General features: G+C 56.0%; 16 protein-coding genes. 5 read left to right on the forward strand and 11 right to left on the reverse strand.

The features are described 5' to 3' along the window. Positions 1-460 precede the first annotated feature (460 nt). The 4 genes from ACF8AM_RS12535 to ACF8AM_RS12550 form a co-directional block, all read right to left on the reverse strand. On the reverse strand, positions 461-1,036 hold the full coding sequence (locus tag ACF8AM_RS12535; protein ID WP_392555958.1) for an aldo/keto reductase: 576 nt from the start codon (positions 1,034-1,036) through the stop codon (positions 461-463). A gap of 106 nt (positions 1,037-1,142) precedes the next feature. Next, positions 1,143-1,646 (reverse strand): zf-TFIIB domain-containing protein, encoded by a 504-nt coding sequence (locus tag ACF8AM_RS12540; RefSeq protein WP_392555959.1) that lies wholly within the window; start codon positions 1,644-1,646, stop codon positions 1,143-1,145. 274 nt (positions 1,647-1,920) lie between these two features. Further along, positions 1,921-2,976 carry an alpha/beta hydrolase family esterase gene (locus tag ACF8AM_RS12545; RefSeq protein ID WP_392555960.1) on the reverse strand — a complete coding sequence of 352 codons (1,056 nt, stop codon included), beginning with the start codon at positions 2,974-2,976 and terminating at the stop codon, positions 1,921-1,923. Positions 2,977-3,202: 226 nt separating this feature from the next. Beyond that, positions 3,203-6,670, reverse strand: a complete 3,468-nt coding sequence (locus ACF8AM_RS12550; RefSeq protein ID WP_392555961.1) for an exo-alpha-sialidase — start codon at positions 6,668-6,670, stop codon at positions 3,203-3,205. A 493-nt stretch (positions 6,671-7,163) separates the two neighbouring features. On the opposite strand from ACF8AM_RS12550, the gene katG reads away from it, so the two are divergent. After that, the gene (gene katG, locus ACF8AM_RS12555) at positions 7,164-9,458 is read left to right on the forward strand and encodes a catalase/peroxidase HPI (RefSeq protein WP_392555972.1); all 2,295 of its coding nucleotides are present in this window, start codon (positions 7,164-7,166) and stop codon (positions 9,456-9,458) included. A 650-nt stretch (positions 9,459-10,108) separates the two neighbouring features. Here the strand turns inward: katG and ACF8AM_RS12560 are convergent. Beyond that, the gene (locus ACF8AM_RS12560) at positions 10,109-10,696 is read right to left on the reverse strand and encodes a hypothetical protein (protein ID WP_392555962.1); all 588 of its coding nucleotides are present in this window, start codon (positions 10,694-10,696) and stop codon (positions 10,109-10,111) included. 527 nt (positions 10,697-11,223) lie between these two features. After that, positions 11,224-11,415, reverse strand: a complete 192-nt coding sequence (locus tag ACF8AM_RS12565; protein WP_392555963.1) for a hypothetical protein — start codon at positions 11,413-11,415, stop codon at positions 11,224-11,226. An 11-nt stretch (positions 11,416-11,426) separates the two neighbouring features. On the opposite strand from ACF8AM_RS12565, the gene ACF8AM_RS12570 reads away from it, so the two are divergent. Then, complete coding sequence (locus tag ACF8AM_RS12570; RefSeq protein ID WP_392555964.1) at positions 11,427-12,770, forward strand: MFS transporter; 1,344 nt, start codon at positions 11,427-11,429, stop codon at positions 12,768-12,770. A 10-nt stretch (positions 12,771-12,780) separates the two neighbouring features. Here the strand turns inward: ACF8AM_RS12570 and ACF8AM_RS12575 are convergent, their stop codons facing one another. The 4 genes from ACF8AM_RS12575 to ACF8AM_RS12590 all read right to left on the reverse strand — a co-directional run bounded on the left by ACF8AM_RS12575 (position 12,781) and on the right by ACF8AM_RS12590 (position 18,392). Further along, the gene (locus ACF8AM_RS12575; RefSeq protein ID WP_392555965.1) at positions 12,781-13,218 is read right to left on the reverse strand and encodes a hypothetical protein; all 438 of its coding nucleotides are present in this window, start codon (positions 13,216-13,218) and stop codon (positions 12,781-12,783) included. 25 nt (positions 13,219-13,243) lie between these two features. Beyond that, on the reverse strand, positions 13,244-15,706 hold the full coding sequence (locus ACF8AM_RS12580) for a DUF1588 domain-containing protein (protein WP_392555973.1): 2,463 nt from the start codon (positions 15,704-15,706) through the stop codon (positions 13,244-13,246). Between the two features lie 53 nt (positions 15,707-15,759). Next, complete coding sequence (locus tag ACF8AM_RS12585; RefSeq protein WP_392555966.1) at positions 15,760-17,079, reverse strand: DUF1552 domain-containing protein; 1,320 nt, start codon at positions 17,077-17,079, stop codon at positions 15,760-15,762. A gap of 431 nt (positions 17,080-17,510) precedes the next feature. After that, positions 17,511-18,392, reverse strand: a complete 882-nt coding sequence (locus ACF8AM_RS12590) for a hypothetical protein (protein WP_392555967.1) — start codon at positions 18,390-18,392, stop codon at positions 17,511-17,513. Between the two features lie 223 nt (positions 18,393-18,615). Between ACF8AM_RS12590 and ACF8AM_RS12595 the strand changes: the two genes are divergently transcribed. Continuing rightward, positions 18,616-20,295, forward strand: a complete 1,680-nt coding sequence (locus tag ACF8AM_RS12595; protein ID WP_392555968.1) for a di-heme oxidoredictase family protein — start codon at positions 18,616-18,618, stop codon at positions 20,293-20,295. 153 nt (positions 20,296-20,448) lie between these two features. Here the strand turns inward: ACF8AM_RS12595 and ACF8AM_RS12600 are convergent, their stop codons facing one another. Then, positions 20,449-21,003 carry a GNAT family N-acetyltransferase gene (locus tag ACF8AM_RS12600; RefSeq protein ID WP_392555969.1) on the reverse strand — a complete coding sequence of 185 codons (555 nt, stop codon included), beginning with the start codon at positions 21,001-21,003 and terminating at the stop codon, positions 20,449-20,451. A gap of 289 nt (positions 21,004-21,292) precedes the next feature. On the opposite strand from ACF8AM_RS12600, the gene ACF8AM_RS12605 reads away from it, so the two are divergent. After that, a complete protein-coding gene (locus ACF8AM_RS12605) occupies positions 21,293-23,533 on the forward strand; it encodes a serine/threonine protein kinase (RefSeq protein ID WP_392555970.1) in 2,241 nt (746 codons plus the stop codon). 538 nt (positions 23,534-24,071) lie between these two features. Beyond that, a complete protein-coding gene (locus tag ACF8AM_RS12610; RefSeq protein ID WP_392555971.1) occupies positions 24,072-25,844 on the forward strand; it encodes a S41 family peptidase in 1,773 nt (590 codons plus the stop codon). The last annotated feature ends 233 nt before the right edge of the window (positions 25,845-26,077 follow it).

Raw genomic sequence — 26,077 nt, forward strand, 5'->3', positions numbered from 1 at the left:
CAGCAGCCGCACTGCAGCTCATCCGTCCACGGTGCATGATGAAGGTCAGCACGATTCGCAACATCATCATTTGTGCCAGCGGCTTGAGCCCAGTTTGGCAGAGGAAGGCCTTGAGCTTGGGAGCGACTTCGGGGACGATGACCATTGGTGGGGCCTTCAACGTGAAGGGTGTAAACACAAGCAACTCGTCATGGGTTGGCCCCGCCTTTCATTGCAATACCAATCTGGCGAAGCTCACGCAAAAAGCGCAACTTCAAAACTAACGCGTCGGGTTATGAAAAACCAATGCCTCACGCAAAAGTGCAACTTCAAAACTGACGCGCCGGTTGTGATGGGTGGACTTGGCCAACACTGACGGCCAAGCGTCCCCATCCTGCTTCACAAAGCTCGATCGAAACGTGTCAGGCTGCCCAAGAGACTCTTAATTCGCCCACTGCGACAGTCATTGACTGTGCAGTGCTCAACTGGCGACCGGAGTGGGGGCGTCTTGGGCGATGAGCCCTTTGGATTTCAGCTCCCGCCAGAAAGCTTCCGGGATAGCGACTTTCATCGATGCGACGTTTTCCTTCACCTGCTGGGAAGTGCGAGCCCCGGGGATTTTCGCTGATACGGTCGAGGGTGCCTCTGCAAATTGCAGGGTAGCGGTTTTGATGTCGATCCCGTGTTTGGTTGCGACTGCACTGATCGCAGCCAACTTTTTCTTCATGGGATTTGGGATCCGACTGGAATAGTTGAAACGGTCACGCCCGGCGAGAAATCCGCCGTTGAGAGGAGCACCAATGACCGCCGAAATGTCGCGTTCATCCAGCAGTGGGAAGTTTTTCTCCAGTTTGGTCAGTTCTGGCATGGCTCCCTTGGCGGCTTCGTCAAAGTGTTGGAGCCAGTCATCGCCAAAGTCGCTGTTTTGAGGTGACAGATCGTGAATGAAGACGATATCCAGAGATGAAACCCCAATGCGTTGCAGGCTGTCTTCGACCGAGCGTCGCGTACCCGCCGCCGTGTAGTCGTGTCGTAGGTTCGAATCCCGGAATCCCAAGCGGCGTTCAGCATCGCTAGGATTTCGTCATCATCTGAAATGGTGTTGAAACCGTTCCCCGCTGCTAACCCGCACAACATCACTTGCGGCCGGTGCGAGGGCGTTCTCAACGAAGGCCGGGTGCTTCGGCGAGAGCGGTCACTTCGCCACTGTCCAGCCAGACGGTTTCGCATCGGCTGCAGGAGTCAATCGCGACGCGTCCCGGGCCGGCATAAAAAAATGACTCCATGGACAGGCAACACTTCGGACACGTCAGTCGCGAGTGATGATCGCGGGGGCCGTCCAATGCGGGATCGAACTCGCCAGTCTGATCGGGGCCAATGTAGGAACTTCGTCGCTCTCGAACCAGCATCGCAAACGCGGCTTGATTCAAAAGGATGCCCTGGCATTTTCGGCAACCTTCGATGGGATAAGTGTCAATCGAGCCGATTTCCAACGGCGTTTCATCACAGGTCAGGCAGGGTGTGTTTGACAAGGTGCCAGTCAAAACGAGTCCGTCACGGGAATTCGCGAGTGGGGTGCTGACGGCAAGGCGGGAGCAGTAGTCACAGCAATAACGCCCGGATCGCCCCATACGTGAGACAGGGGCACCGCAAGATTCGCAATTCATCGGGGTTTCTTCCATCATTCAACTGACACGTGACGTTCCAGCAAACAGCTTTGCTGTTGGAAACGTGGGTCACGGAATGATCGGATGAGAACGTGTCTTCGCGCGCGGACGGATGCATTGCCACCAAAACGTAGCGATGCGGTTGATTATGACGGATGAACCAATTGGCGCGGCTTTTGACCGGTTCAAACGACACAACAAAACAGTGAGATCAGCCGTTGGTGCAGTTTCCTGCCACGGCGGACAAGAGGTAAAGCGGCAATGCACATCGTGGTCATTTGGGTTGCCGAGCGTGGTTTTGGAAGAAGTCCCAGATGAGGTCGAAGCCTTTGACATCTTGGTTGGAATACCCAATCAGTCGAGCGGGAAAGTACTGCGAACCGCCAGGCAGACCATGTCCACCTCCGATGACTTTGTACAACATCACGGCAGTGCCACGTTCGCCGCCCTCCCAAAGCTTGCTTTCGATGTGAGAGTGGTCTTCCTTGTTGATGTCCGGTATCAATTCAATCTTCGGTTCGGAATTGGTTTGGTTGTGCTTCACCCACAACGAAACGGCTTCGTCCGTCGGAATCGCGATTCCTCGCGGTGCGTCCTCGTGACCTTTGACTTGGTTGAATCGATTTGTCAGAGGCTTGCCGACTGGGCCGCCATCGTAGGGGACCAGTCGATCTTCGGTACCGTTCATGTAAAGGATCGAAACCGGTGATTTCGGGGTGAACGTTTTGCTGAGCGGTTCTCCCATCGTGGCGATGACCACCGCAACGGCAGCAAAAGTTTCGGAATGTTCCATTGCCAAACGCTGAGTCATGAAGCCACCATTGGAAACGCCGGTGGCAAAGATGCGGTTGCGGTCGATGGGATGTTCCTTGGACGCCCGTTCGATCAAATCCATCACAAAGCCGACATCGTCGATGGTTTGGTCGTGTTCAGCGAACATGGGTGATTCGCGGCCATCGTTCCAGTGTTTGTCGATCCCGTTTGGATAAATGACAATGAATCCTTCCCGGTCGGCGACGGGAGTCAGCCCCATGACAGAAGCCGTTCGCGAATTTCCGCCTCCGCCGTGCAAGCAAACGACCAGCGGGACTTTGGCGTCGGCAGGAAGATCTTTAGGCACATGGATACGATATTCGCGATCCAAACCGTTGTGCTTCACCGAGACGCTTTCGCCGGTCGCTCCAGATCGCAACCGGAATTGAGCGAAACCGATGATGGATCCCAATGAAACAACAGTCATAACGACTGCTGAAACAGTCAATCGAAGGAAGATGGTTTTCTTGCGAGACATCGAGGGCACCACGGGATAGCTGTTGCGGTCCGAATTCATGGAGAATCCGGTTACGGAGTTCGGTTGGGAATTCCGTGTCGGGCTGACTTTTGGTCCGTGACACAATACCTCGGCAAGCCGTCTGTGAGTGTTTCACTTTGAATCAATATGTGCCCGGCGTGGTGCGAATTGGTCGCTGTCCGAATTATTGGCCAATCCGGCTACGGATTTTAGTCGCAGTCGTCGTGGACGAGTCAACGAGTCCTTTGAGTGGGCGTTGAACTTGTCACAGCGAACTGCCAGTCGCTGCCAAGTGTGTTTCGAAGAATGCGTAGATGATCGAATTGGAATCCGCGTTGGGCGAGTGGTCTGGGCGATTCGTCATGGCGACCCGGTCATCGTGACCAAGCAAATCATTGATGGCGACGGAATGGTTCAGGGCTTCCCACCGGCGAATGGGATCAGCCGATCCGCCGGAAACCAGAAACGGTCGCGGTGCCATGAGCGCGTGCAGTTCGTGCAAATCGTGACCCTTGCCCACCAGTTTTGGGTACAGACCGCGGGCTGGATTGTCGGCGGTGATGAGCCCCCGTTTGCGCCAAGGACGCGGGTGATAACCCAGGTACCACGGTTCCCAATAGTTCACGCCGGACATCGTTTCGTCGAACACAATGCCAGGATCCGACCAAACCCCACAGGCGAAACGATCGAAGAGACAGGCCGCGAACATCGCCCACTTTCCGCCGAAGGAATGGCCCACGATGCCAATCCGATTTGAATCAACCTCGGGGCGGTCTGCCAATACCTGCCAAGCATTCGCGGCAGCGCAGCCAAGCATCGACAACGGTTGCACCGAAGCATCATCAATGGACGGATGGTACAGCGAATACGTTTTGGCTTGCGTTGCCTCCGTCGTGCCAATCGAAAGGGTCACGAAACCACGGCGAGCCAACTGCAGGGCGAAATCTCGATGGGGTTTTCCATCGCCGATGGCTGTTTCGGGTTCGTAGTAGACCGTCAGGACGGCGGGCAGCGATTTCGATTTGGAGCGATCGTGATCGGGAATCAAAAGGTAGCCGGTTGTCCGCTGCGTGGGTGTCCACTGGAATTCAATCGTTAGCTTCGTCAACGATTCCATCTTCGTCGATTTCACGATCTTCACCTGCGGATCTGATAGCAAGGCCGGCCACTCACCCAGCATGCTCTCCCATCGAGAACGAATTTCTTTCCGTCTTTGCGGCCACTGGTTCGCTTTCGTGACTTGCGTTCCATCATCAAAAATCAACGGGGATCGGTAGCTCCCTACCTTGTCTGCGAAATTCATAGGTGGCTTGCAATACGCCGTTGGGTCCGGCTTGATCTCGCGATTGACTGTCATCGACGCCAATTCGTTGGGGCGATCCCATTTGATTTTCGCGAGGAAGATTCGATTGTCGCTACCGTGTTTTTCAATCCCTTTGGGTTGCATCCATTCAGCAACAGATACCCAGGTTTCGTCTTTTGAAATGCGAGTGACGCCAAAGTTTCCAAGTCGCGCACCGTGCTCGGGAACCAAAACGCGTTCAGTGGATCGAATCACACGCAGAGTTTGAGGGTTTACCTGAGCGATGAACAGCGGGGCGCGATGTCGAAACACGTGGTCGTTGCTTGCGTCTCGACGAGTGTAAACCAAAAACAATCCATCGCTGTGAGTCACCCAGTGTTGTTGGGTGTTGTAGTTACCCAGTTCTTGACCGTCATCAAATTTCCAAGTTTGAGGTTCGTCGAAATGAAGTCCATCTTCACTGGTCGCGACATAACCATGTTGGTCATTCCGAAGCGTCAAGTAAAATCTTCCCTCGTGATGCGTCAAAGACGGTTCGTACAAACCACGGTCGACCGGAATGGTCAGAGCGTTCCCGTGCTGCACATAGTGAAGCGTCTGGCCATCAAAGCGACAACGCACGATGATTGACGAAAATTGCTTCTGGTCGGGCTCTTTGCAGTAGACCGGCACCAAGACATCTCCGCCGGGCAAGTCAACTCGCTGGGCACTTCCAGAACCAGCATTTTGAAAGCGTGGTTGGTTGGGTAACTCAACGACCTTCCAATCGTTCCACGTCCGGGTCTTCGGATTCAACACGCTGTACGCGATCCCGCGAGGCCGGACATGCATGACTCGGTTGTTTCGATACCAAACGGTCTGGCCGATTCCGAGCAGACGTTGGCTCGCAGCGTGCCACTGAGGCACGAAATCGCAAACGGTGGTTTCGTCGCCATCTTGGATCAATTCGCGTGCACCTTCTCCGCCACGCGGGATGACATCGCCGTCAACGGTCTGACGAGAAAACGAGTCGATGGGGGTGAGGTTGGACCACGATTTTGAATCGGCTGGCTTTCGGGACTGGTGCAACCGATAGAAGACGTCGGACCCGGACAGCAACAATTTTTGAGTTGTCATCACGGCAGTTGGCTTTCCGCTCTCTTCTGGAATCACGCCCACGCGAGCGTGCACCCAGCATTCCTTTCCGTCAAACCCCTGATGGGCAACCTCCAAGGAAACTGCATAGTCCAGCACTGGTTGTATTGTGCGATCCGCGTTCTGGTTTTCGTTGACTGAAACCTCATCGCCTTGATAGAACCACGCCACCGGAATTCGCGTGATTTGCAACGAGTTCAACCGTGGGTACTCACAATGCGCCAGCAACACGTGGTCGTCTACAAACTCGATCGCGGTGTAGCAGTACCAACCTTCTGGATCCGTTCCCACGTTGCGGATGTTTTGCCAAGTTTTGCCATCGTCTTTGGAAATCGCGGCGGTGAAAGGCCGACGCCCGACGGGCTTTTCCGCCGCCAATTCATCGTCGCCGTTGTTCCACAACATCAACAAGTCACCGGTCGATGGAATCCGTTCGATTGAGGCGGGCGAAACGGTGGGCTGAGTGAATGTCGAAGGAGTCAGCTCCGACCACGTGTCACCTTGGTCGTCCGAGTAAGAAAGCAACTGGCAATTTCCACTGCGACAAAACATCATCAATCGACCGTCACGCAACTCGACGACGCCAGGTTCTTGTGCAAGCGATTTCGAGGTCAACGCACTCTTGCTGCGTTGCCAAGTGGTGCCGCCGTCATCGGACAGATAGCAAACCATTTCGGCGGATTGGCGGTAGCCTTCCCAGCCGACTCGATAGTGGACGGCCAAGGGAACGACCAGCCGGCCGCTGCGAAGCTGGATCACTCGGTCGTTGTTCAGGACGCTATAAGATGGAGTGTCTTTGGGGACGATGCGCGTTGGCTCAGACCAAGTTCCCCCTTCGTCCGAGCTGGTTCGCATCATGATGTCGTCCAAGAACAAGTGCTTCGCTTCTGGTGTTGGGTCATACTTGCGAATGTAGAACAAACCAATGCGACCATCTTGAAGTCTTAGCAGCGAGACAGACATCAAATTCGAGTCACCGTCGCCACGTGCAATCACGGATTCGTCGTCGTCCGACCACGTCACGCCATTGTCGTTGGACACTCGCGAAACCAATTCCGCGGGGGCATGATCGCTGGTCCCGATGAATTTGGTGTAGACCAGCAGCAGTCGCCCGTCCTTCAACCGAACGAAGTCGCCTTCGCTGTTTCGAGCGTTCCCAGGCCGCGGTTCGATTCGCAGGATTTTCTCGACTCCTTCGGGAACCCCGGCCGGAGGTCGTTGGGCGTGGGCGGTGCAAGTGAGCAACCCAACCAGGATGGCAGGCAGCGCGCAGACGGGCGTCGTTAGCAGAGACATGGTGTTTCCTACGGCGGGAAATTCGTTGCATCGTCGAGGCGGGGACGCTTCGGATTTGGCGAGAAAATGGCCGCGAAATCAGGACGATTGCGACGAAGTGGGGCGGGGAACTGTCAGGCGGGAATCGCATTCGTGATCAAAGCGACATGATAGTGCATTTTGAGCATCCCAATCGCGTTTGCTCAGCGATTCGCCTTCGCGGAACGATGCGGTGAGCCCCGGCTCCCTTAACACTCAGCACGTCGATGCGTTGGGTGCATGGCCAGGATGCGAGGAATGCATTGGACGTTTGTTCGCCGAGCCCGATACTAGTACGTGACCCATCTCTACCAAGTGAACCTGCTTGGAACCTGTTTGCAACTACAAGAGGACGCGGACGATGAACTCCACTGTTAACAACACGATCGCTCCAACGACGACAGCTCAGTTTTGTCGACAATTCGCGAATCGACTTTTTCGCCGGCCCGTATCCATTCGACCTATCGCGCTCACGATGGGATGTTTGGCTGCATCCACCAGCGCATCTTTGTTCGCTCAAACCGATGCGATCAGCAAGTGTCCCGTGATGGGCGATCCGGCCGGACCAAATCGCCATACCGTCGCCGGTGCGATGGACAACGGTGATTGGTGGCCCAACCAATTGAATCTGGACATGCTTCATCAGAATTCGATGAAGAGCAATCCCATGGGGCCGGATTTTGACTATGCCGCTGAATTCAACTCGTTGGATTTGGATGCGGTCAAAGCGGACATCAAAGAACTGATGAACACCTCGCAAGACTGGTGGCCCTCGGACTATGGACACTACGGTCCTTTGTTCATCCGGATGGCTTGGCACAGCGCGGGCACCTACCGAGTGTCTGATGGACGTGGTGGTGCATCCGATGGCACGCAACGTTTCGCTCCGCTGAACAGTTGGCCTGACAACGCGAGCTTGGACAAGGCCCGGCGATTGCTGTGGCCGATCAAGCAGAAATACGGCAGCAAGATTTCTTGGGCGGACTTGATGGTCCTGACCGGCAACTGCGCGCTCGAAGACATGGGCTTTGAAACATTTGGTTTTGCTGGTGGCCGTGAAGACGTCTGGGAACCGCAGAAAGATGTTTACTGGGGTCCGGAAACCACGTGGCTCGGTGACAAACGTTACAGCGGCGACCGTGAGTTGCAAAACCCATTGGCGGCGGTGCAAATGGGATTGATCTATGTCAATCCTGAAGGCCCCAATGGCAAACCCGATCCGATTGCTGCGGCGAAAGACATTCGCGAAACGTTCGCTCGGATGGCAATGAACGATGAAGAAACCGTTGCTTTGATCGCAGGCGGACACACGTTTGGCAAAGCCCATGGTGCGGCGCCACCCGAAGGCAACCTCGGTCCTGAACCCGAAGGCGAAGGCTTGGCGGCACAGGGTTTGGGATGGATCAACAAGTACGGGACTGGCAACGCGGGTGACACGATCACCAGTGGCTTGGAAGGTGCGTGGACATCCACCCCGACGGAATGGTCCAACGGCTACTTTGAAAACTTGTTTGGCTATGACTGGAAATTGGTGAAGAGTCCCGCCGGCGCTTGGCAGTGGACGCCCACGGACGAATCCGCTCAAGACACCGTCCCGGACGCTCACGACCCGTTGAAGTCACACGCACCGATGATGTTCACGACCGACTTGGCTCTGAGAATGGATCCGGAATACGGCAAGATCTCGCGTCGATTCCATGACAACCCAGAACAATTCGAAGAGGCTTTTGCGAAGGCGTGGTACAAGCTCACTCACCGGGACATGGGCCCCGTTTCGCGATTGCTCGGTGACGGTGTTCCTGAACCGCAACTGTGGCAGGACCCGATTCCCGAAGCCACGTACGACATTATCGGAGCGAAAGAAGTTGAGCAACTCAAGCAAAAGATCTTGGCGACTGATTTGACTTCTTCGCAATTGGTCTCGACGGCTTGGGCATCCGCTTCGACGTTCCGAAACAGCGACATGCGAGGTGGAGCCAACGGGGCTCGCATTCGTTTGGCACCGCAGAAGAATTGGGAAGCCAATGAACCAGCCGAGTTGGCAAAGGTTTTGACAACACTGGAGGCCGTTCAGAAAGAATTCAACAGTTCACGCAAAGACGGAAAGCAAGTTTCCATGGCGGACCTGATCGTGCTCGGCGGTTGTGCGGGTGTCGAAGCGGCGGCGATGAAAGCGGGGCATGCGATCAAGGTTCCCTTCACGCCCGGCCGCACCGATGCAACGCAGGAAATGACGGATGTGGAAGGGTTCGAACCGCTGAAGCCAATCGCCGATGGGTTCCGCAACTACCAAGGCCACAACGCCGACCGTCCCGCGGAAGAGATGCTGGTCGACAAAGCCAATTTGCTCTCGTTGACGGCACCTGAAATGACTGTCTTGGTCGGCGGCATGCGAGCCCTCGATACGAACGCTGGTTCCGGTCCGCTGGAAGATCTGGGCATTTTGACCAAACGTCCCGGTGCGTTGACAAACGACTTCTTCGTCAACTTGTTGGACATGAGTACCGTTTGGAAACAGTCCCCCATGTGCGAACACTTCTTCGAAGGACGTGATCGCGAAACGGGCAACCTGAAATGGACGGCCAGTCGAGTGGATTTGGTTTTCGGATCCAATTCGCAATTGCGAGGAATCGCGGAAGTTTACGCCAGCGAAGATGCCAAGGAGAAATTCGTGAAGGACTTTGTGGCCGCGTGGACCAAAGTCATGAACCTTGATCGCTTTGATGTCAAAGACGCGGCGGCGGATGAGACGCAAGTCGCCGCGAAGTAAGACGCAGGCGTCTGGAGGTCGTGCAGTTTTTGAGTGCTGAGTTGGCAAGCGTTTCTCATCACCCTCCTCCTGGGAGGGTCGAGCGAAGCGAGGGGAGGGTCGAGCATCGGAACCAGTGCGTACCCCTGGGCTGTTTCAATCTTTGGTTTTGACACGAATGATGCGTTGTTGGTTTCTGTTCTTTCCTCCGCCCCAACGGGGCAGCTCCAACAAAGCCCCAGGCATCGCCTGGGGTCTCGAGACGGAGATTCCGACACCAGCCCCAACGGGGCGGCCCTACGAAAGACTCCCCAGAACCCGCTAGGACCGCCCCCGTTGGGGCTTCGTAATCATGGTCCCGCCACAACCCAGGGCGTTGCCCTGGGCTGGCATAGGGCTGCCCCGGTGGGGCGAAGTCGAGCAGTGCGAGCCGCTTCCCATGCTCGGCCCCCCTCCCTCGCGTACGCCTGAACGGCGTCGCTCGACCTCCCCCGAAACTTCGTTTCAAGAAAGGTTCTCATGCAAAACTCCGCTAAAACGCGGACTCGATCAACTGCATGACCTCTACGTCGACGAGGTGACGAGTCCTCCGACTCGTCCCCTTCGCCTGGCCGCATTCAACTGCCGAGGCGGAGAAACGGAACGGACCAATGACGGTGGATGATTGGATTTCAGTGTTCGTCTGTTGGAACCAGCTCGTGTTCCAGGTAGTCAAAGGCAAACGGATCGCCGATGGACGTCCAAAGAAACATTCGGCCGCCACGTTCTGCTAGATAGTAGTGGTGGGTCGTGGGCCAGAGCGATCCCTCCAGTGTCAGCTTGACTCGCTGGTGGGAATGTCTGTTTCCGGCTTCCTGCGGAATCAACTCCCAGGTTCCTTTGCTGCGCAGAAAACCAAATCGACTTTCGCGATTTCTGGCCCCATCTACGAACGACCGGAATCGAGCACTGCCATCTGCATTCAATTCGATGAAGTGGGGTTCGCCACCCATGTAGTACTGCTCTGACAAAAACAAAAAGTTCAGCGTTTGTTCAGTTGGCATCCAAGTGCCGTGCAACTCACTGGGGTCAACCACTCGATCCATGTGCCGGTGAGAGTCGTCGATCGATGAGAACGCCAATGTGATCGTGACCATCACAAACGTGGCTGCGAAGAACAATCCGATCAATGCCAAACTGATCCCCCAAACCCATTGTTTCATCTGGGTTCCGTGCCGCGAATCGCGAGCGTCGTCTGGCAAATGATTGAGCGTGTCCATGTGCGAGACTCGGGGGGCTACTTGTTGGTCGGAGTGGGCGAGTTTGTTTTGGATTTCTGGCGACGTGCGTGGTCGATCAGGGAGGAAAGACCTGCCGAGAGGGTCCAAATGATTGAAATGCCGACCAGGCCAGGTGCGGCTCTTTCGATCATTCCGAACCAGCCGAACTCTTCTAGCAAACTTGGGAGGTTGCCTTCGGAATCGGGGGTACGATGACGCGGGATCACCGGAGCGACGAACCAAGCGACAGGCGGTGAGACCAAGAGCGACCAGAAAAAACCGTTGCGACAACCAATGAAGAATGCATGTGTGAGGGAGCGATGATTTGACATTCCCCCACGGTCATTCGGAACGGTCTCGGGCGTTTGGAACGGATCCGGTTTCGATTGTGGTTTGCTCTGGTCGTTCATGAAAATCGCGTGTTCGTTCCGTCATCGTTTTCTTTCGACGAAGACGTAGGCCAGGTTCTCCCTGGCGATGGTGATCGTCCGGTGATTTCGCCATTTGAATACATGGTTGGGTTGTGATCACGCCTCGCTTTGTTCCAAAGCATTGGCCGGGATGCCATGTGGAACATGGCCGACGGGAGGATGCATCATGTGGTGGTTCATTGGGGCGATGGTTTGTGGGCTTCGGTTGGTTGGAGCGACGTTCTTGTCAATCCCCGCTGACACCATCGCTGGGGGACGATCCAATGCATCGCTTCGAATTCGAAGCATTGATCAAGTGTATGAAATCTGACCCACACGATGTCGAACGTTCGCAGCGTTCAAGGTTCGCGAATATTCCCTTCGATCCATCTGCGGTGCCATTCTTTTACGGAACGGTGGTGTTGGTGTGCGGAACGTTGGGTGTTTTGGCGAGTGCGCCAGGGCAAACCGTTGGTGTTTCGGTATTCACGGACTTTTTGATCGAGGCACATAAGTTGTCGCGAAGTTGGGTTAGCTTCGCGTATTTGTCCGGGACGATTGGGAGCGCCTTGCTGATCAGTCGCGCGGGTCGATACTACGATCGGCTGGGTGGCCGATGGGTGTCGGCTGGATCGGCGGCCATGTTGGCGATCGTTTTGGTGGGCATGAGCTACTCGAATGAGATTGCGGGAGTGGTCGCGTCCGCGCTGCCAGCGAGCTATCGAGATGGGGTCGCGTTTGCTGTCCTGGCGGTCGGATTCTTTGCGATGCGTTTCTTCGGACAAGGCATGTTGACGTTGTCGTCGCGCAACATGGTTTTGGAGTGGTTTGCACAGCGGCGTGGGATGGCGTTGGCCTTCATCGGTATTTCGATTGCTTTTGGCTTTTCGATCACGCCCGCGTTCTTTGAATGGTTGATTCAGCGCGGCGGGTGGTCTTGGGCGTGGCAGTCGATTGCGATGATCGTGGCTGGGTTCGCTGTGATCGCGATTGTTTTCGCTCGTGCGCGACCCGAAGAACATGGGATGGTTCCGGATGGTCCGTTTGCGAAGGAGAATCGCAAGGCACATGCGGAAACATTGAGCGGACGTGATTTCACCCTCTCGGAAGCAAGACGCACCTATAGCTTTTGGGTGTTCACTTTCAGTGTGGTGTTGTCAGGATTGCTGCTGACAGCTTTTTCGTTTCACGTTGTGTCCATTTTCGCTGACGCGGGGATGTCGCGTGCCCGGGCGGTTGCGATCTTTGTTCCTGCGGCATTCGTCAGTGTCGTGGTCGAGTTCGTCGGAGGTTGGCTCAGCGATTTTGTCAAACTCAAGTACCTCGCAATGGTGCAGTCGCTCGGCAGTTTGATTCTTGGATTGAGCTTGGCGTTTTTGGGTGACAACGTTTCCATCGTGCTGGTGGTGGTGGGGATGGGATTGATGCAAGGCATGTTCGGCATCATTTCGGGTGTCACCTGGCCACGCTTCTACGGCCGCCGGCACCTGGGTGCGATCTCCGGATTCTCAACATCGATTGTCGTCGCGGGTACCGCGTTGGGGCCGTACCTGTTCAGTGTCGCGCACGACCAAGTTGGAGCGTATCGCCCGGCGACGTTGCTGTGTGCGGTCGCGGCCGTGGTTTTGATCGCGGCGTCCTGGCGGGCCGATCGCCCGGTGTGACCGAAGGCGTTCAACGTTCGCGTTGGAAGAGTTGTTTTCGAAGGACGTCTGCCGCCATGAATGCAGAACCAATCAGCGTTCCTGTCACGTATCCCCAAAACATACCGACTAGGACGATGGGGAAGTATTGAGTGATGTCGTGACCTCGCGGCGTAGGTGACGCATCCAGAGATCGAGTGACCGCGATGACAACAACAAAGAATGTCGCCCCAGCTAACGCTGAAGCTAGACGAGGTCGTTTTCCTTGAAAAAAGAATGCTTGCGCGAAAGCGGTGATCGCGATGAAGACAGCCGCGAGCGAGGCAAAGGAAATCGGTGCACGGATGAATTGCAACAAGGCAAAGATCACGGCGTAGGCTGCTGTTGCAACCAGAATCGTTGCTAGATCGAATTGCCGCTGAGCCGAGTACAACCGTGACCGAACGTTCTCGTCGGAATCGGGGGACATGATTCGATCGGCTCCAGTTCCCGGGTCAGTTCAGGGCGGCTAACTTTGCTTCGCTTCGTGTGCGATACAGAAACGCGTCGGACGTCAGCAATGATACCAGCAGGGCTTTCATGCTGCCGTTGTTATCCCGGTACGCTCGATGGGCAGCTTTCAAAACGGGAGCGTCGTTAAGCGTCTCGTTGCGACCCATCCAGAACCGAAACGCGTGGCGCACGAAGACTTGTTCGACACGTTCGCTCTCGGCCAGTTTTTGAATCAGCTCAAAGGCGTTTGCAACTTTGCCGTCCAGTTCTGGGTCTCCCGAATCGATGATCTCGCCCGTCGTGTCGACTGGTTCGCGGTACTCAACCTCACGATAAAGTCCCGCGTGATTGTACATTTCGAACGGGAACCCGAGCGGGTCCATTTTTCGATGGCAGGTCCAGCAGTAGTCTTCGCGAGTCACTCGCATACGCTGGCGAAGCGGCGTTCGAGGTTCGTCCGGCAGCATCGCGTCGACCGTGATTGGGACATCCGGAATCGCACCGCCGATCAATCGTTCTTGGATCCAGCGACCACGGCGGATGACGTGGTTGTCCATCGCGTCCGAATGAGAGACCAGCCAACTCGGATGGGTCAGGATACCGAGCCGTTCGCCCTCGGGAGCGGTCGCGAGTGTTCGTTCGGGTTTCATCGAACCGCGGCCAAAGCTTCGGCGACTCACTCGAGCGTAGATTGGGGGACCGGTGAGTTTCGCTTCTGTGACGGCGTGATTGATTTTCGGCTTCTTCGCATCTTTCTCGCCTGGCGGTTCCTTGTCCGGGTTGGCTTTCTTCCACTCGGCGAGCGCGAGAGCTTCTTTCTTTGCAGCAGCTTTTTGGGCAGCGACCGAAGCAGCCATCTCTTCACGTGAACGTTGTTTGCCGAAATATGTGTTGTCGGCCTTTCCGGCGACGACGTTGTCAGTCGTCAACAACCGCTGCAAAACATCGGTGTCGTCGTGCAGGATCCATTCGATCAACCGATCCGTGCTGGCGGTCGCGTCGAACATGGCGTTGTAGTGCGCGACACCTCGGTTGTTCACACCTGTTTCGCCAAGTGCTCGAGTGTCTTTGCAAATGTAGCCGCCGAGGTCATAGTCGAAGTAGTCCCGAAAGAACTGCAGGATTCGCGGTTTTCGGATGCTGTCGTCCGCCAGCATGCGTTCGACTTCCCGCTTCACATCTTCTCGCGTTCGCATGCGTCCATCGACGATCGATTGCTTCAGTTCCGCGTCGGGTTGGATGTATCGCAGGGCGTGGTTGACGGCCAATCCCAGTTCCCAATCTTGCAACATGACGCGGCCAGGTTGGTCGGGAGACCCCGCCTCGGCTAGCTCGGGACGGAAGAGCGCGTCGCGATCCAGAAAGATCGCCGAGAGTCCGAGAACCGAGCCATCTTTGACGCCCAGTTTGTCGATCGATTGATTGACGATCGAAACGTAGCTGTCGGATTCGGACTTTGTTGGCGGGCGAAACGTCAACGCTTCGAACAGAAAATCCACTGCCGATCGCACGTGATCTTCCGTGTGTGCATCTTCCTTCATCAAGTCATAGACCGGAGTCAGGGGCCGCATGACTTTGGTGTTGTAGACCAAACTGGTCGGCAATCCCCGCAAATCGCCTTTCATTTTGTCAGCGATCGATTGCGGGTCATCCGTGATCTGGTAGGGCTCGGCGATGCTGAGCGGACCGTCCGCCATGTAGCGCAGGATGTCACCGGCGATGCCTAGGATTTGGGTTGCTTCGGCGCTGTTGACGGTCGAAAAATCAGGGTAGTTTTCCAGTCCATGATTGCGAGGCGATGACAGCACCGCAGGAACGCTCTTGACCGCGGTCGCGTAGGCCACGGTTCCGCCCTGCCATTTGATGATGCGGTCCACACCGAAGTAGAGTTTCAGCTCACCACCGTGGTTGGTGGGCACCGCATCGCCATGAGTGCGCAGGCCCGGTTTAGCGGGGTCGTATTCCGGTTCGGTATTGATCAGCTCGTTCAGACGTGTGATGTGTTCCTCAGGAGTGACACGCCAAATGCGTGCGGGCGAAGAAGTGGGAACAAGCTGGATGCCCTCAGGCAGCGAACCAAACAGAAGATCGTGTTCCAGGAAGTTGCCCTTGTTAGGGTCGCGATGAGCGTGAAAACCGCCTTTGTCCTGCAACTCTCGCGTGAGTTCACCGACGATCCAATCCGAGAACTTCAAACGCTCGATCACCTCCGGCTGACTCATGTCCGGAGGCGGCATTTGTTGCAGGCTGACTTGAGCCCAGACGCTGGTCCATGCACTCGCGTTGATTGCATCAATCGGCCCCAGATTCTCAAGCGAAAGACCTCCTTCCGGATCGGACTCACCGTGGCAGTCGATGCAGTGATTCTCCAAAAAGGGTTCCGCGAATCCCGCGTAGTCTTGGTTGATCGGTTGGCCAGGCGTGTAGGTTTCAGCGCTGGCCAACTGGTCCATTCCAACGAACATCAACAGGATCGCGAGCAACGGTTGGCCAGCCATTCGGGACGTCTTCACCATCGTTATGCCATCACTTCTTTGAGCGGACCGTTGCTGTCGTCATACTTCTTCGCCATTTTGTCGTCCATGTTGAAACGGTCGACGTTTTGGCCGGCGGCACGCAGCAGCGATGTGTACAGCGCGTTGATGGGGCGTTTGCCATCGACTTGCGTGAAGCATCCGCTTTTGAAGGCTCCGTCGAGATTGCCCAGCAGCATGACGGGCCAGTTCGCTCCGTTGGTGTGTTGTTTGTCTGCGTTGTTGCTGGTGTAGACGATTAGGGTGTTGTCCATCATCGTGCCGCTGCCTTCGGGCACGCTGTCCAGTTTTTCCATGATCCGGACCAACATGCGGCTGTTGTACTGACGAATTTTGATCCAGATTGGATTGTCGGGTTGTTCCATGTGCCCCAAGTTGTGGCCTTGTTGTTCGATGCCCAGTCCTTTCCAGGCACCGAAAATTTCGCCGCGTCCGGAACCAATCGTCAGCGTGTTGGTGATGCCCGACGAAAGAGCGGAGATGCCAAGATCGAGCAGACGATCGTGCCAATCGGTTTCGAATTCTGGATTGCTATATCGCTCATCGACTTCCGGAGCGAACTTTCGCAGGTGATCCGAAACGGTGTCGAGCCGGTCTCGCAATCCGTTGACTTCTTGGAATCCCTGAACGTATTGACCGTATCGTTTTTGATCAGATGGCGGCAGCGATTCCCCTTTGCTGGCGGCCAGCAATTCAATTTGGCTGAGCACGCTCGATCGAGCCTCGTGTTGCAAACGAATGTCGCCCGACGAGATTCCTCCATAAAGCATCTGGTAGAGATGATTCGGATTCGAATGCATGAAGATGGGCGAACCAGGTCCACTGGCGGATAGCGTCGCAATGGTTGGCTTGGTCTTCATGTTCTCGATCGAGTCCATCCCGATGCAGAGATGTGGCAGCAATGTCTGCGGCAGAACTTTACTCAGTTCGTAATCAATCGTCGAACCACTTGGAGGCACACCGTCGCTTCCGCGATAACCACCCAGTGCGCCAAAGAAGGCACTGTGCGATGGGCTGGTGTGAAGGCCGTGCAGACCATTGATGATGTGCAAGCGATCTTTGTAGGGTTCCAGCGGACGAATGGGTTCAGGCAGTTTGGCGGTGCCCAGTTCCCCGCTGTGCTTCATCCCAGCCGGAATGCAGGTCTTGGGATCAAATCCCTGATTCTGCATGAAGAAAATGATGCGTTTGGGAGTGGTGTTCCCAATCGGCGAAGCCAGCAGACGTTGCGGGAATAACGAGGCACCCATGGCGGCACCGGCGCCTGCTGCGAATCCTTGCAACAAGTTTCTACGACTGAGCATGATCGAACTTTCAACTTGGTTCACGGTCGATTGTTTTGAATCAACAGGTCTGACCGAACTCGAACGATCATCCGACGGTGCATCCAAGTTTCATTTGCTCCGAGCGCAAGTGTCTCGGGCATGAACGCGACAACGACACGCGAGCGTGGGTTGGCAAGCGGTGGAGGGAGCAAGGCAGGACGAAGGTGGGAGCGACGGATCGCTGTTGGAGTCAATGTCTATAGCCTAGCTGTCTCGCCGGTTGCCACAACAGAGTTTTCGTGTGCGAAAACCTTGGGGCCGTGATGACGGGGTATCGCCAAGCTACAGGAGACCATTTTACCACTATGGAGCGAGGTTGGACAGATTTTGTGCTACGGCGGCATTTTGGAGCCTTTCAGGGCCTTTCTGCCCGTCAAAACGTATTCAGATGGAAACGCAGGATGCGACCATCAGATCAGAATGTAGATCTGAGCATCGGCCAAATCGCGGCTTCCCAGTTCAGCGAAGATGCTGTCGAGTTCTTCGTGGATCAGGCAAAGCGAGGAGTCTTCATCCTCGGTGGCGTCTGCGACGACCGAATCGAGATCGGTGACCGTGGTCTCGGTTGCTTCATCGAGGTTATCGGTTTCATCGGTGGATGTAGCTTCATCCTCGGAATCTGACTCGTCGCTTACATCTGACTCGTCGCTCACGTCTGACTCGACACTGGCCTCTGAATCCAAATCGGTTACGAGGGTGGTGTCCTCCCCTTCGACGATTTCATTCGCATCGGTGTCATCGACTAATTCCGCGTCCACATCGGTTTCGTCAGTGTCGTCGGTGGCCAGCTCGTCAGTCGATTCGTTCAACAGGGAATCGGTCTCATCGATGTTTTCTGTCGTTTCCGCGTCTGCGTCTTCATCGGCACAGCCACCATCTTCCCCCATTGTGTCGCCGTCCAGAGCGTCGGACGTCATCCCGGGATGATGATGCCCTCGTCGGGGGTGAGGCCGATGGCCAGGATCGCCTTCCGTTTCGGTTGAGACGTCGTCTTGATCGAATTCTTGATCGGAGTTGGCGTCCTCACTTGTTTCATCGCTGGCCGTGTCTTGTTCTTCAGCGGTGCTGTCGACGCTCTCTTCGAGTTCGTCGGTCGCCTCGGTTGCGGATTCGATCGCGGCCGAATCGATTTCTTCGATCGTGCTGCCAGCGACAGCGGAGGCGACTTCGGCGACCTCTTCGGTTGCCAAGTCGTCGGTCGCAGCATCCACGCCCATGCATCCAGCGAGCACACGACGATTTTCCAGGTTTTGGACGAACAAGCGACGGCGGTTGGGGACGCGACGTTTCATGACAGTGTTCCTTGGTGAAGTCAAATGACAAATAATGCGAACCAAAGCGTTCGCCATCCTGGAGGGGACCGTCTGTTTGCGTGTTATCACGAGAATGCATCGGACGAACGGCGAAGCGATTGGCCGCGTGACAAATCGGGTTGGCATTTGTCCTTCTTGTAAGTGGCGATTGTTTCGCCGCGTTTTCAAACTCGCTTTTCGAACGCCGCCGAGGGAGCGTGATATGGCCGTTAACCATCGGACTGAATGGGCTGGGGGGCTGGTCTTGGTTCTGCTCATCACCGCTCAAGGAACGGCGGAGGATCCAGCCGTCGGACGCGAGTTGTTTGAGCGGGAATGGGTGTTTGTCGAGCGAGAATCAACGTTCGCAGAATTTGACACCGTCGGTCCGATGTCTCTGCCGAAAAGGAGTGGAGTCGAACGCCGGATGAGACACGGGCGTCGTCCACCGCACCATGAAGAGGGACGGCATTGGACGTCCGAACGTCCAGTCGATGCACGGAGTTTCCCTGCGGATGGCTTGGGCCCGATGCACAACGCTGTTTCATGTGCCGCCTGTCATCCAGGCGGTGGGGCATCGGGAGTGATCCACAACGTGACTCATATCACAGTGGATCCGCGGTCCCCGTTCTTTGATGATGCCGGTGACCACCGGGGCCGCGGTGCACTCCGTCACTCAGCCATGGAATTCTTTCCAGGTCTGGTGTCGGGGAACACGTTGTCTTTCAGCACCATTGTTCATGACGCATCGACTCGTCCGGGATATGACGTTATCCGTCAACGTTTGTCAGTCGGTGTTCCCGACGGGCTTCCTTCCGAGTGGTTCGATCCGCAGCAGAGACGCGTGGAGGCGATAGCGGAACAGCCCGTGATCGCAGGACGGCACGAAACACTCGACTATTACCTCAGTCAACGGAACACAACACCGCTGCATGGTATGGGACTGGTCGAGATGATTTCGCTGGATCGATTGAATGCGATCGCATTGTCCCAGACCCGTTCCGCGGGAGGAATGATCTCCGGTCGAGTGGCAGGCAAGTATGGTTGGCGGGGCCAAGTTGATACGTTGTCTGGATTTGTTGCGGGCGCCTGTGCGACGGAGTTGGGACTGAACGTCGGCGATACGATTCGGCAATCCGATGATCCAGCGGATCCTCGCTATGTCAGTCTCGCACCCGATATCACCACGAACCAAGTCGCAGATCTAACGAGCTATGTCGCCGGTCTTCCCGCTCCCAACATACAAATATTGTCGGGAGAAGAGCGCAAGCAGGTTCGTCGTGGGAAAAAGGTGTTTCATTCGATTGGATGTTCCACTTGTCACATTGAAAATTTGGTTCCGGCGAACGGCATTTACAGCGACCTGTTGTTGCACGACATGGGGCCAGAATTGCAAGATCCTTTGCCGGCTCCGGCGTATCAGTTGACCAGCTCCTCTTCAGCGAATCCTGTGGGGACGTACTCCAATCGCTATGGCCGCGGTAGGAGAATGGTTTCGGGGCCTGACGCCGAACGGGATCGCAGGGGCCCGCGAGGTTATCGCGGCCGTTCCAATTCGCGGTCCAACGAGGCGGTGGTTACAACAGGGACGCCCATTGCGATCCCGATGGACGATCCCGAGCAACCGCAGTTTCCCCGTGGCGAAGTCAGCGAAGTGGACGTGAAGGTGCGGTACCCACTTTCGTGGGATGCATTGCAGCGAGAATGGAAGACGCCGCCACTGTGGGGAGTCGCTGATTCGGCGCCCTATCTTCACGACGGCCGAGCCGAAACCCTGAAGGATGCGATCCTGTGGCATGGCGGAGAAGCGGACCAATCCAAACGCAATTACGTGAGGCTGAGCGAGGGGCAAAAGCAGTTGCTGCAAACGTTCTTGGAAAGCTTGAAAGCTCCCGTGGAGTGAACCCCATTCGGGTGAAGGCATTCAAACGGATGATGTGTCAACCAGCGTGTCGTCCTGCGGGGGCACACCACCAGTCGCGGAGCGACGAAAGTTGTATCGGCGTCCTGCCCAACTGTCGCCGCTCCGCGACTGGGAAAACTGCTTGTTGAATCGTTACACTTCGTGTTGTGGTCCGAAGGCGGAATGGTAGTGGGCTCGACCGCCGGCAAATTCATCACCGTCTTGGGATGGCCCCAGGCGGAGGAAGAACACATCCTGTGGCATTCCCTGAAATCCGTGCGAAACGGAGAATTCTTGAGCGGGGCGAAAACCGAATCGAGGGTAGTATTCTGGATGCCCGGCAACGATCGTGAATCGGTTGCCAAGACCATCGAGGCGTCGCAATCCCTCGGTGATCAGTGCTGCACCGATTCCCTTGCGTTGATGGGACGGATGCACCGCCATCGGCGCGAGTCCCGTTCCTGTTGCCGCGAAGTTTGGTCCAAGGATTTCCGCTGGCGAAAACAAAACGTGTCCGATGACGCGATCATCTTCGATCGCGACCAGTGAAAGTATGTGTTCGGACTGTTCACGAAGCGCCGTGATGAGGTCTGCTTCGCCATGATGCCCAAACGGAGAAGCAGCAAATGCTTCGGTCGTCAATTGACGCACTGCATCAACGTGTTCGGGCGTTTCGAGGAGGATCACGGGCTGAAGTGTATCACGCAAAGGTAAAATCTCGAATCATTCAAATGCGTGAAAGCGTACCTCGCTTGAGTCAACGGTGCCACATTGGTCGCCGTCTGGCATTTTACAGGTTGTGCTAAGAACGACACAGGAATCTCGCTCGACCTCGGTCCCTCACTATCATTTGGCTTGCGTCGAGAAACGGGTTCGCTGATCGTCGACGAAGGTGGAACACGTGCACGGTTGGTCGGAATCGGATTTCTATGATTCGCTGGGATTTCGATTAGGCTACGGTTCGAAATTTGCGAATTTTCCTCCCAAGCTAGCCAGTATGAATCCACTGAAACGGCTGAACCGGCCCCAGAATTCTGGGGGGCATCCCGACGCACACATCACGTGGGCATCGCGGAGCATTTCTGCGACGGTCACCCGAACGGGTCTGTATCTACAAAAGCGGCTTTGGATCTGGCCGATCGTTGCCGTCGTGGTGTTGTCGACCATTGGCTATTTCATGGGCAATGCGATTGAATCAACGATCAAAGGCAACGTCAGCTCAGGGATGCAAACCCTGGTCGATCTGGAAGCTGAAATGCTGACCAAATGGTTCAGCGTTCAAGAGTCCGCTGCTGAGGCGCTGGCCAACGATGCCAACGTGCGTCGAACGGTATACCAGTTGTTTCAAACGGAACAACCAGTTTCGCCCCCCGCGTCGCCCACCGACCCACACAAAGAACTTGCGGCCGAACTTGGTCCCGCGATGTCGGCTCACGACTTCGATAGTTTTTTGTTGATCGATAAGTCCAAACGAATTGTCTCTGCGACGCACGCTGCGTTGGTGGGCGAGCAAGGCATATCGGAATACGAACCTTTCATCGACCGGGCACTGGCGGGGGAGTCTTTCGTTTGCTCTCCATTCCCCAGCGTGGTGATGATGAAGGACGTGGATGGACGAACCCGAATGGGCGTCCCCACCATGTATGTCTGTGCCCCGATTCGCGATCCTTCCTTTCAAGTTGTAGGAGTGCTCGCGCTTCAGATTCGACCTGAGCGCGAGTTCATTCCGATCCTTCAGCTTGGTCGCACAGGTGCATCGGGTGAAACCTATGCGTTCAATGTAGACGGCGTCATGATCAGCAACAGCCGATTTGACGAAGAACTCATCTTGTTGGGGCTGCTGCCAGACCAACCCAATTCACATTCGATCCTGCAGATGTCCGTGCGAGATCCGGGGGCGGACATGACACAGGGGTTCCGTCCCGATCGCCGTCGGTCTCAATTGCCGCTGACCACGATGGCCGCCGATGCGGTCGCGGGTAATTCAGGGGTGAATGTGGACGGATACCGAGACTACCGCGGGGTGAACGTGATCGGCGCGTGGCGCTGGTTGCCGAAGTATCAAATGGGCGTTGCGATTGAAGTGGATGCCGCTCAAGCGTTCCGGCCAATCGTGATCTTGAAACGAACGTTTTTGACAATTTTCATTCTGTTGTTGTTATGCGCGATCGTGATTTTCGTATTCACCTTGATCGTCGCTCGCCTGCAGCGTCAATCGCGGGAAGCAGTCATCGAAGCCCAGCAATTGGGGCAGTACACTCTCGACCAGAAACTCGGCGAAGGCGCGATGGGGGTCGTGTACAAAGGCCACCACTCGATGCTGCGGCGTCCCACCGCGATCAAGCTATTGCACGCCGACAAAGTCAACGACACTTCGATCGCTCGTTTCGAACGGGAGGTTCAGATCACCTGCCAATTGAACCACGCCAACACAATCGCGATCTACGACTACGGTCGCACACCCGAGGGAGTGTTCTACTATGCGATGGAGTACCTCGACGGCATCGACCTGCAAGACCTGGTCAACAAGTACGGGACTCAGTCCGAGGCCCGCGTGATCCACATTCTGCTGCAAATCTGCGGCTCACTGTTCGAAGCCCATTCGCAAGGCTTGGTCCATCGCGACATCAAACCAGCCAATGTGATGTTGAATCGGCGCGGTTGTGAACCCGATGTGGTGAAGGTTTTGGACTTTGGTTTGGTCAAAGCCGTCGACCGCACCGAAGGATCGCCCGCGAACGAAGGAAGCTCGATGTCGGGGACGCCATTGTACATGTCGCCCGAGGCCATTCAGGCACCGATGACCGTTGACGCTTGCAGCGACATCTACGCCGTTGGTGCCGTCGGCTACTTCCTGCTGACGGGCAAGCCAGTGTTCGAAGCCGCCAATTTGGTCGACTTGTGCCAAAAGCACATTGAAGAGACGCCCGTTCCTCCGTCGCAGCGTGACAACGTCAAAGTATCCAGCCAACTCGAGGACGCGCTGATGGCATGCCTGGAAAAGTCACGGGCAAAGCGTCCGCAAACCGCACGTGACCTCGGCATCCTGATCTCGAAATGTGAAGCCGCGAGCGAGTGGACGATCGAAGAGGCTGATCGATGGTGGGGGCGGCACGAACGCGGTACGGCGTTCAAAGTCGCCGCGACATCAATACCTGAATCGCCCCCCAATGAATCGGTTGCGATGGATGTCACGATGGACCAGTCATTCAACGAATCACCAGACGACGCCGTTTAAGAACCAGACCTGGGGTTGAAACACAAGGCTCTTCAGTGTCGTCGCTCGTGCCCGCCCACTCCTGACGACCTGGTTGCAAGGAGTGTTGGTTCCGTTGCTTGCCTGCGTGCAGGACACTGCCTATTGTTATCTCGATGCCAAGAAACAACGAGCGACGAGGAGCGTCGCTTCCGTTTCACAAGACGGATTGTGAAACCACTCGATCACGGAACTGTGGTCATATTGAGTGAACTTGTTTCTTTCTGCGCACTGGAGGCGCACCACGCGATGAAAGTCGTGCCTGATCGGCACGATTCGCCTGAACGACAAACTTGCCTTGACCGGCAAACCTTTTGTCGCCGCGCCAACCGACGACTCAATCACCGGGTCGTGCGGTTTGGAGCAAACAGGGTGATATTTCATCGACTTGGTTTTTTGACCGGGCACGTTTTGTGACCTAAGTTTGCTCAGCCCCACGGTTCGGAGTGTCTTCCGCGGGGCTTGGACTTACCCCAGTCCAGCTTTCCCCCTCCAACGACACTCGCGATGGAATCGGCGCATGGACCTGTTAACGACGATCAACCGATGCTTTGCTTCGAAACAGCAAACGCTTCAATCGAACGAAGGCATAGCGATTGCCCAGCACGCTCGTCCGCGGCGAACCGCCGGACGCTTGCGAACGTTCGCGTTGGTCCTCGGTGCCTTCGCCGTCGGGGGCTCATCGATTCCCGCCTTCGCTCAAGGCTATGTGCCTTCTCGCGGACCGGCCGTTTCCGCTCCCACCAACGACGCGGAACGGAAGCTCGAAGAACAAGAACGATCCCGCGCATTGGCAGATGGAATCGAACTGGAAGAAGCGGGCCAGTGGAGCGATGCGATCGACCACTACGAAGCCGCGACACGTCGGTTTCCACAAGACCGTATCCTGTACCAACGGTTGCTGATCAGCCGCTTGCGTTTCGATGTCAACCGACGCTACCAAGATCAAACGTACCTGCAATCATTGCGGGACATGACAACGTCGCAATCGTTGGATCTGTACAGCGAGATCCTGGCGAACCTGCAAACACACTATGTTGACACGATCGAATGGTCACGTGTGTTGCTGCACGGAACGGCAGCACTCGAAACGGCATTGGACGATGAAACGTTCGTTCAGACGATGTTGCCAAACGCTTCTCCGGAACAGATCGAAAAGTTCCGGATGGAAATTCACCATCGTATCAGCCAAAGATCCACGCAAAGTCGTTTTGATCTTCGAGCCACGGTTTCACAGGTTGCGTCCATGGCGCACCAAGAACTTGGGTTGAGCGGAACCGCCACTGTGCTGGAATTCGTTTCCGGTGCCGTCTCGACGCTGGACACCTACACCCGTTTGCTGTCTCCGGGGCAACTCGATGACATGTTCAGCACCATCGATGGCAACTTCGTGGGCTTGGGCGTGGAGCTGAAACCAGGCGAAGACTGCTTGAAGATTTTGTCGGTGATCCCCGGCGGCCCCGCGGATGAAGCCGGCATCGTGGCGGGCGACCGAATCATGGGCGTCGACTCGATTTCCGCGGTGGACCGCGACCCCGACTACGTGGCGGATTTGCTGCGTGGGCCGGAGGGATCGACGGTTGCGTTGCAAATCGTTTCGATCGATCAAGCACCGCGTTCTCTTCATGTGGCTCGTCGCCGAGTCGAAGTGCCGTGTGTTGAAAACGTTCACTTGGTCGATACCGAGAATAAGATTGGCTACTTCCGACTGACGAATTTCCAAAAATCGACACCGACGGAAGTGGAACAGGCTCTTTGGACGCTCAGTCGCCAAGGCATGCGTTCGCTGATCATCGATTTGCGAGACAACCCCGGTGGGTTGCTGCCAGCCTCGGTGGAAGTCGCCGACCGGTTCATCGAATCGGGACGTATCCTGACCACTCGAGGCCGAAACGCTCGAGAGAACTTTGACTACTCGGCTCACCGTGCGAACACCTGGAACGTGCCATTGGCGGTTTTGATTGATCGAAACAGTGCCAGTGCGAGTGAGATCTTCTCCGGTGCGATTCGCGATTCCAATCGCGGCACAATCGTCGGCGAGAAGAGCTATGGCAAAGGCAGCGTCCAAGGGATCTTCCGCATGCAAGCCGCCCAGTTCGGATTGTGCCTGACGACGGCAAAGTTCTATTCGCCTAGCGGACGAGCGATCAGCCAAAACGGTGTCGAACCGCACCTTTCGGTGCCGCCGACCTACATCGCCGCTCGTCCAGATGAAAACGGTCGCTTAGTCACAGAACTGGAAGACGATGTGCTGCAGCGTGCGATTGAGCATCTGGGTCAATCAGCCCACTGATCGAGACGCGTTCGTCTCTGTCACGTGTCGTCAGAGACGAAGCAATCAAGACGAGCCCCGTCCGAACCGCGAAGCGGTGAAGTTCGCGAGTGGTGCGTCACAGCTAGAAGTCAGGGTCGATTGTAGTGGACGAGGCGACGAGTCCTGGACTGGCGCCCAATCCAAGGACTCGTCGCCTCATCCACTACAATCGACCCTGCCTTTTAGCTGTGTCGCACCACTCGCGAACGTCA

The organism is Rhodopirellula sp. JB055 (assembly GCF_043100905.1).
GTDB lineage: Bacteria > Planctomycetota > Planctomycetia > Pirellulales > Pirellulaceae > Rhodopirellula.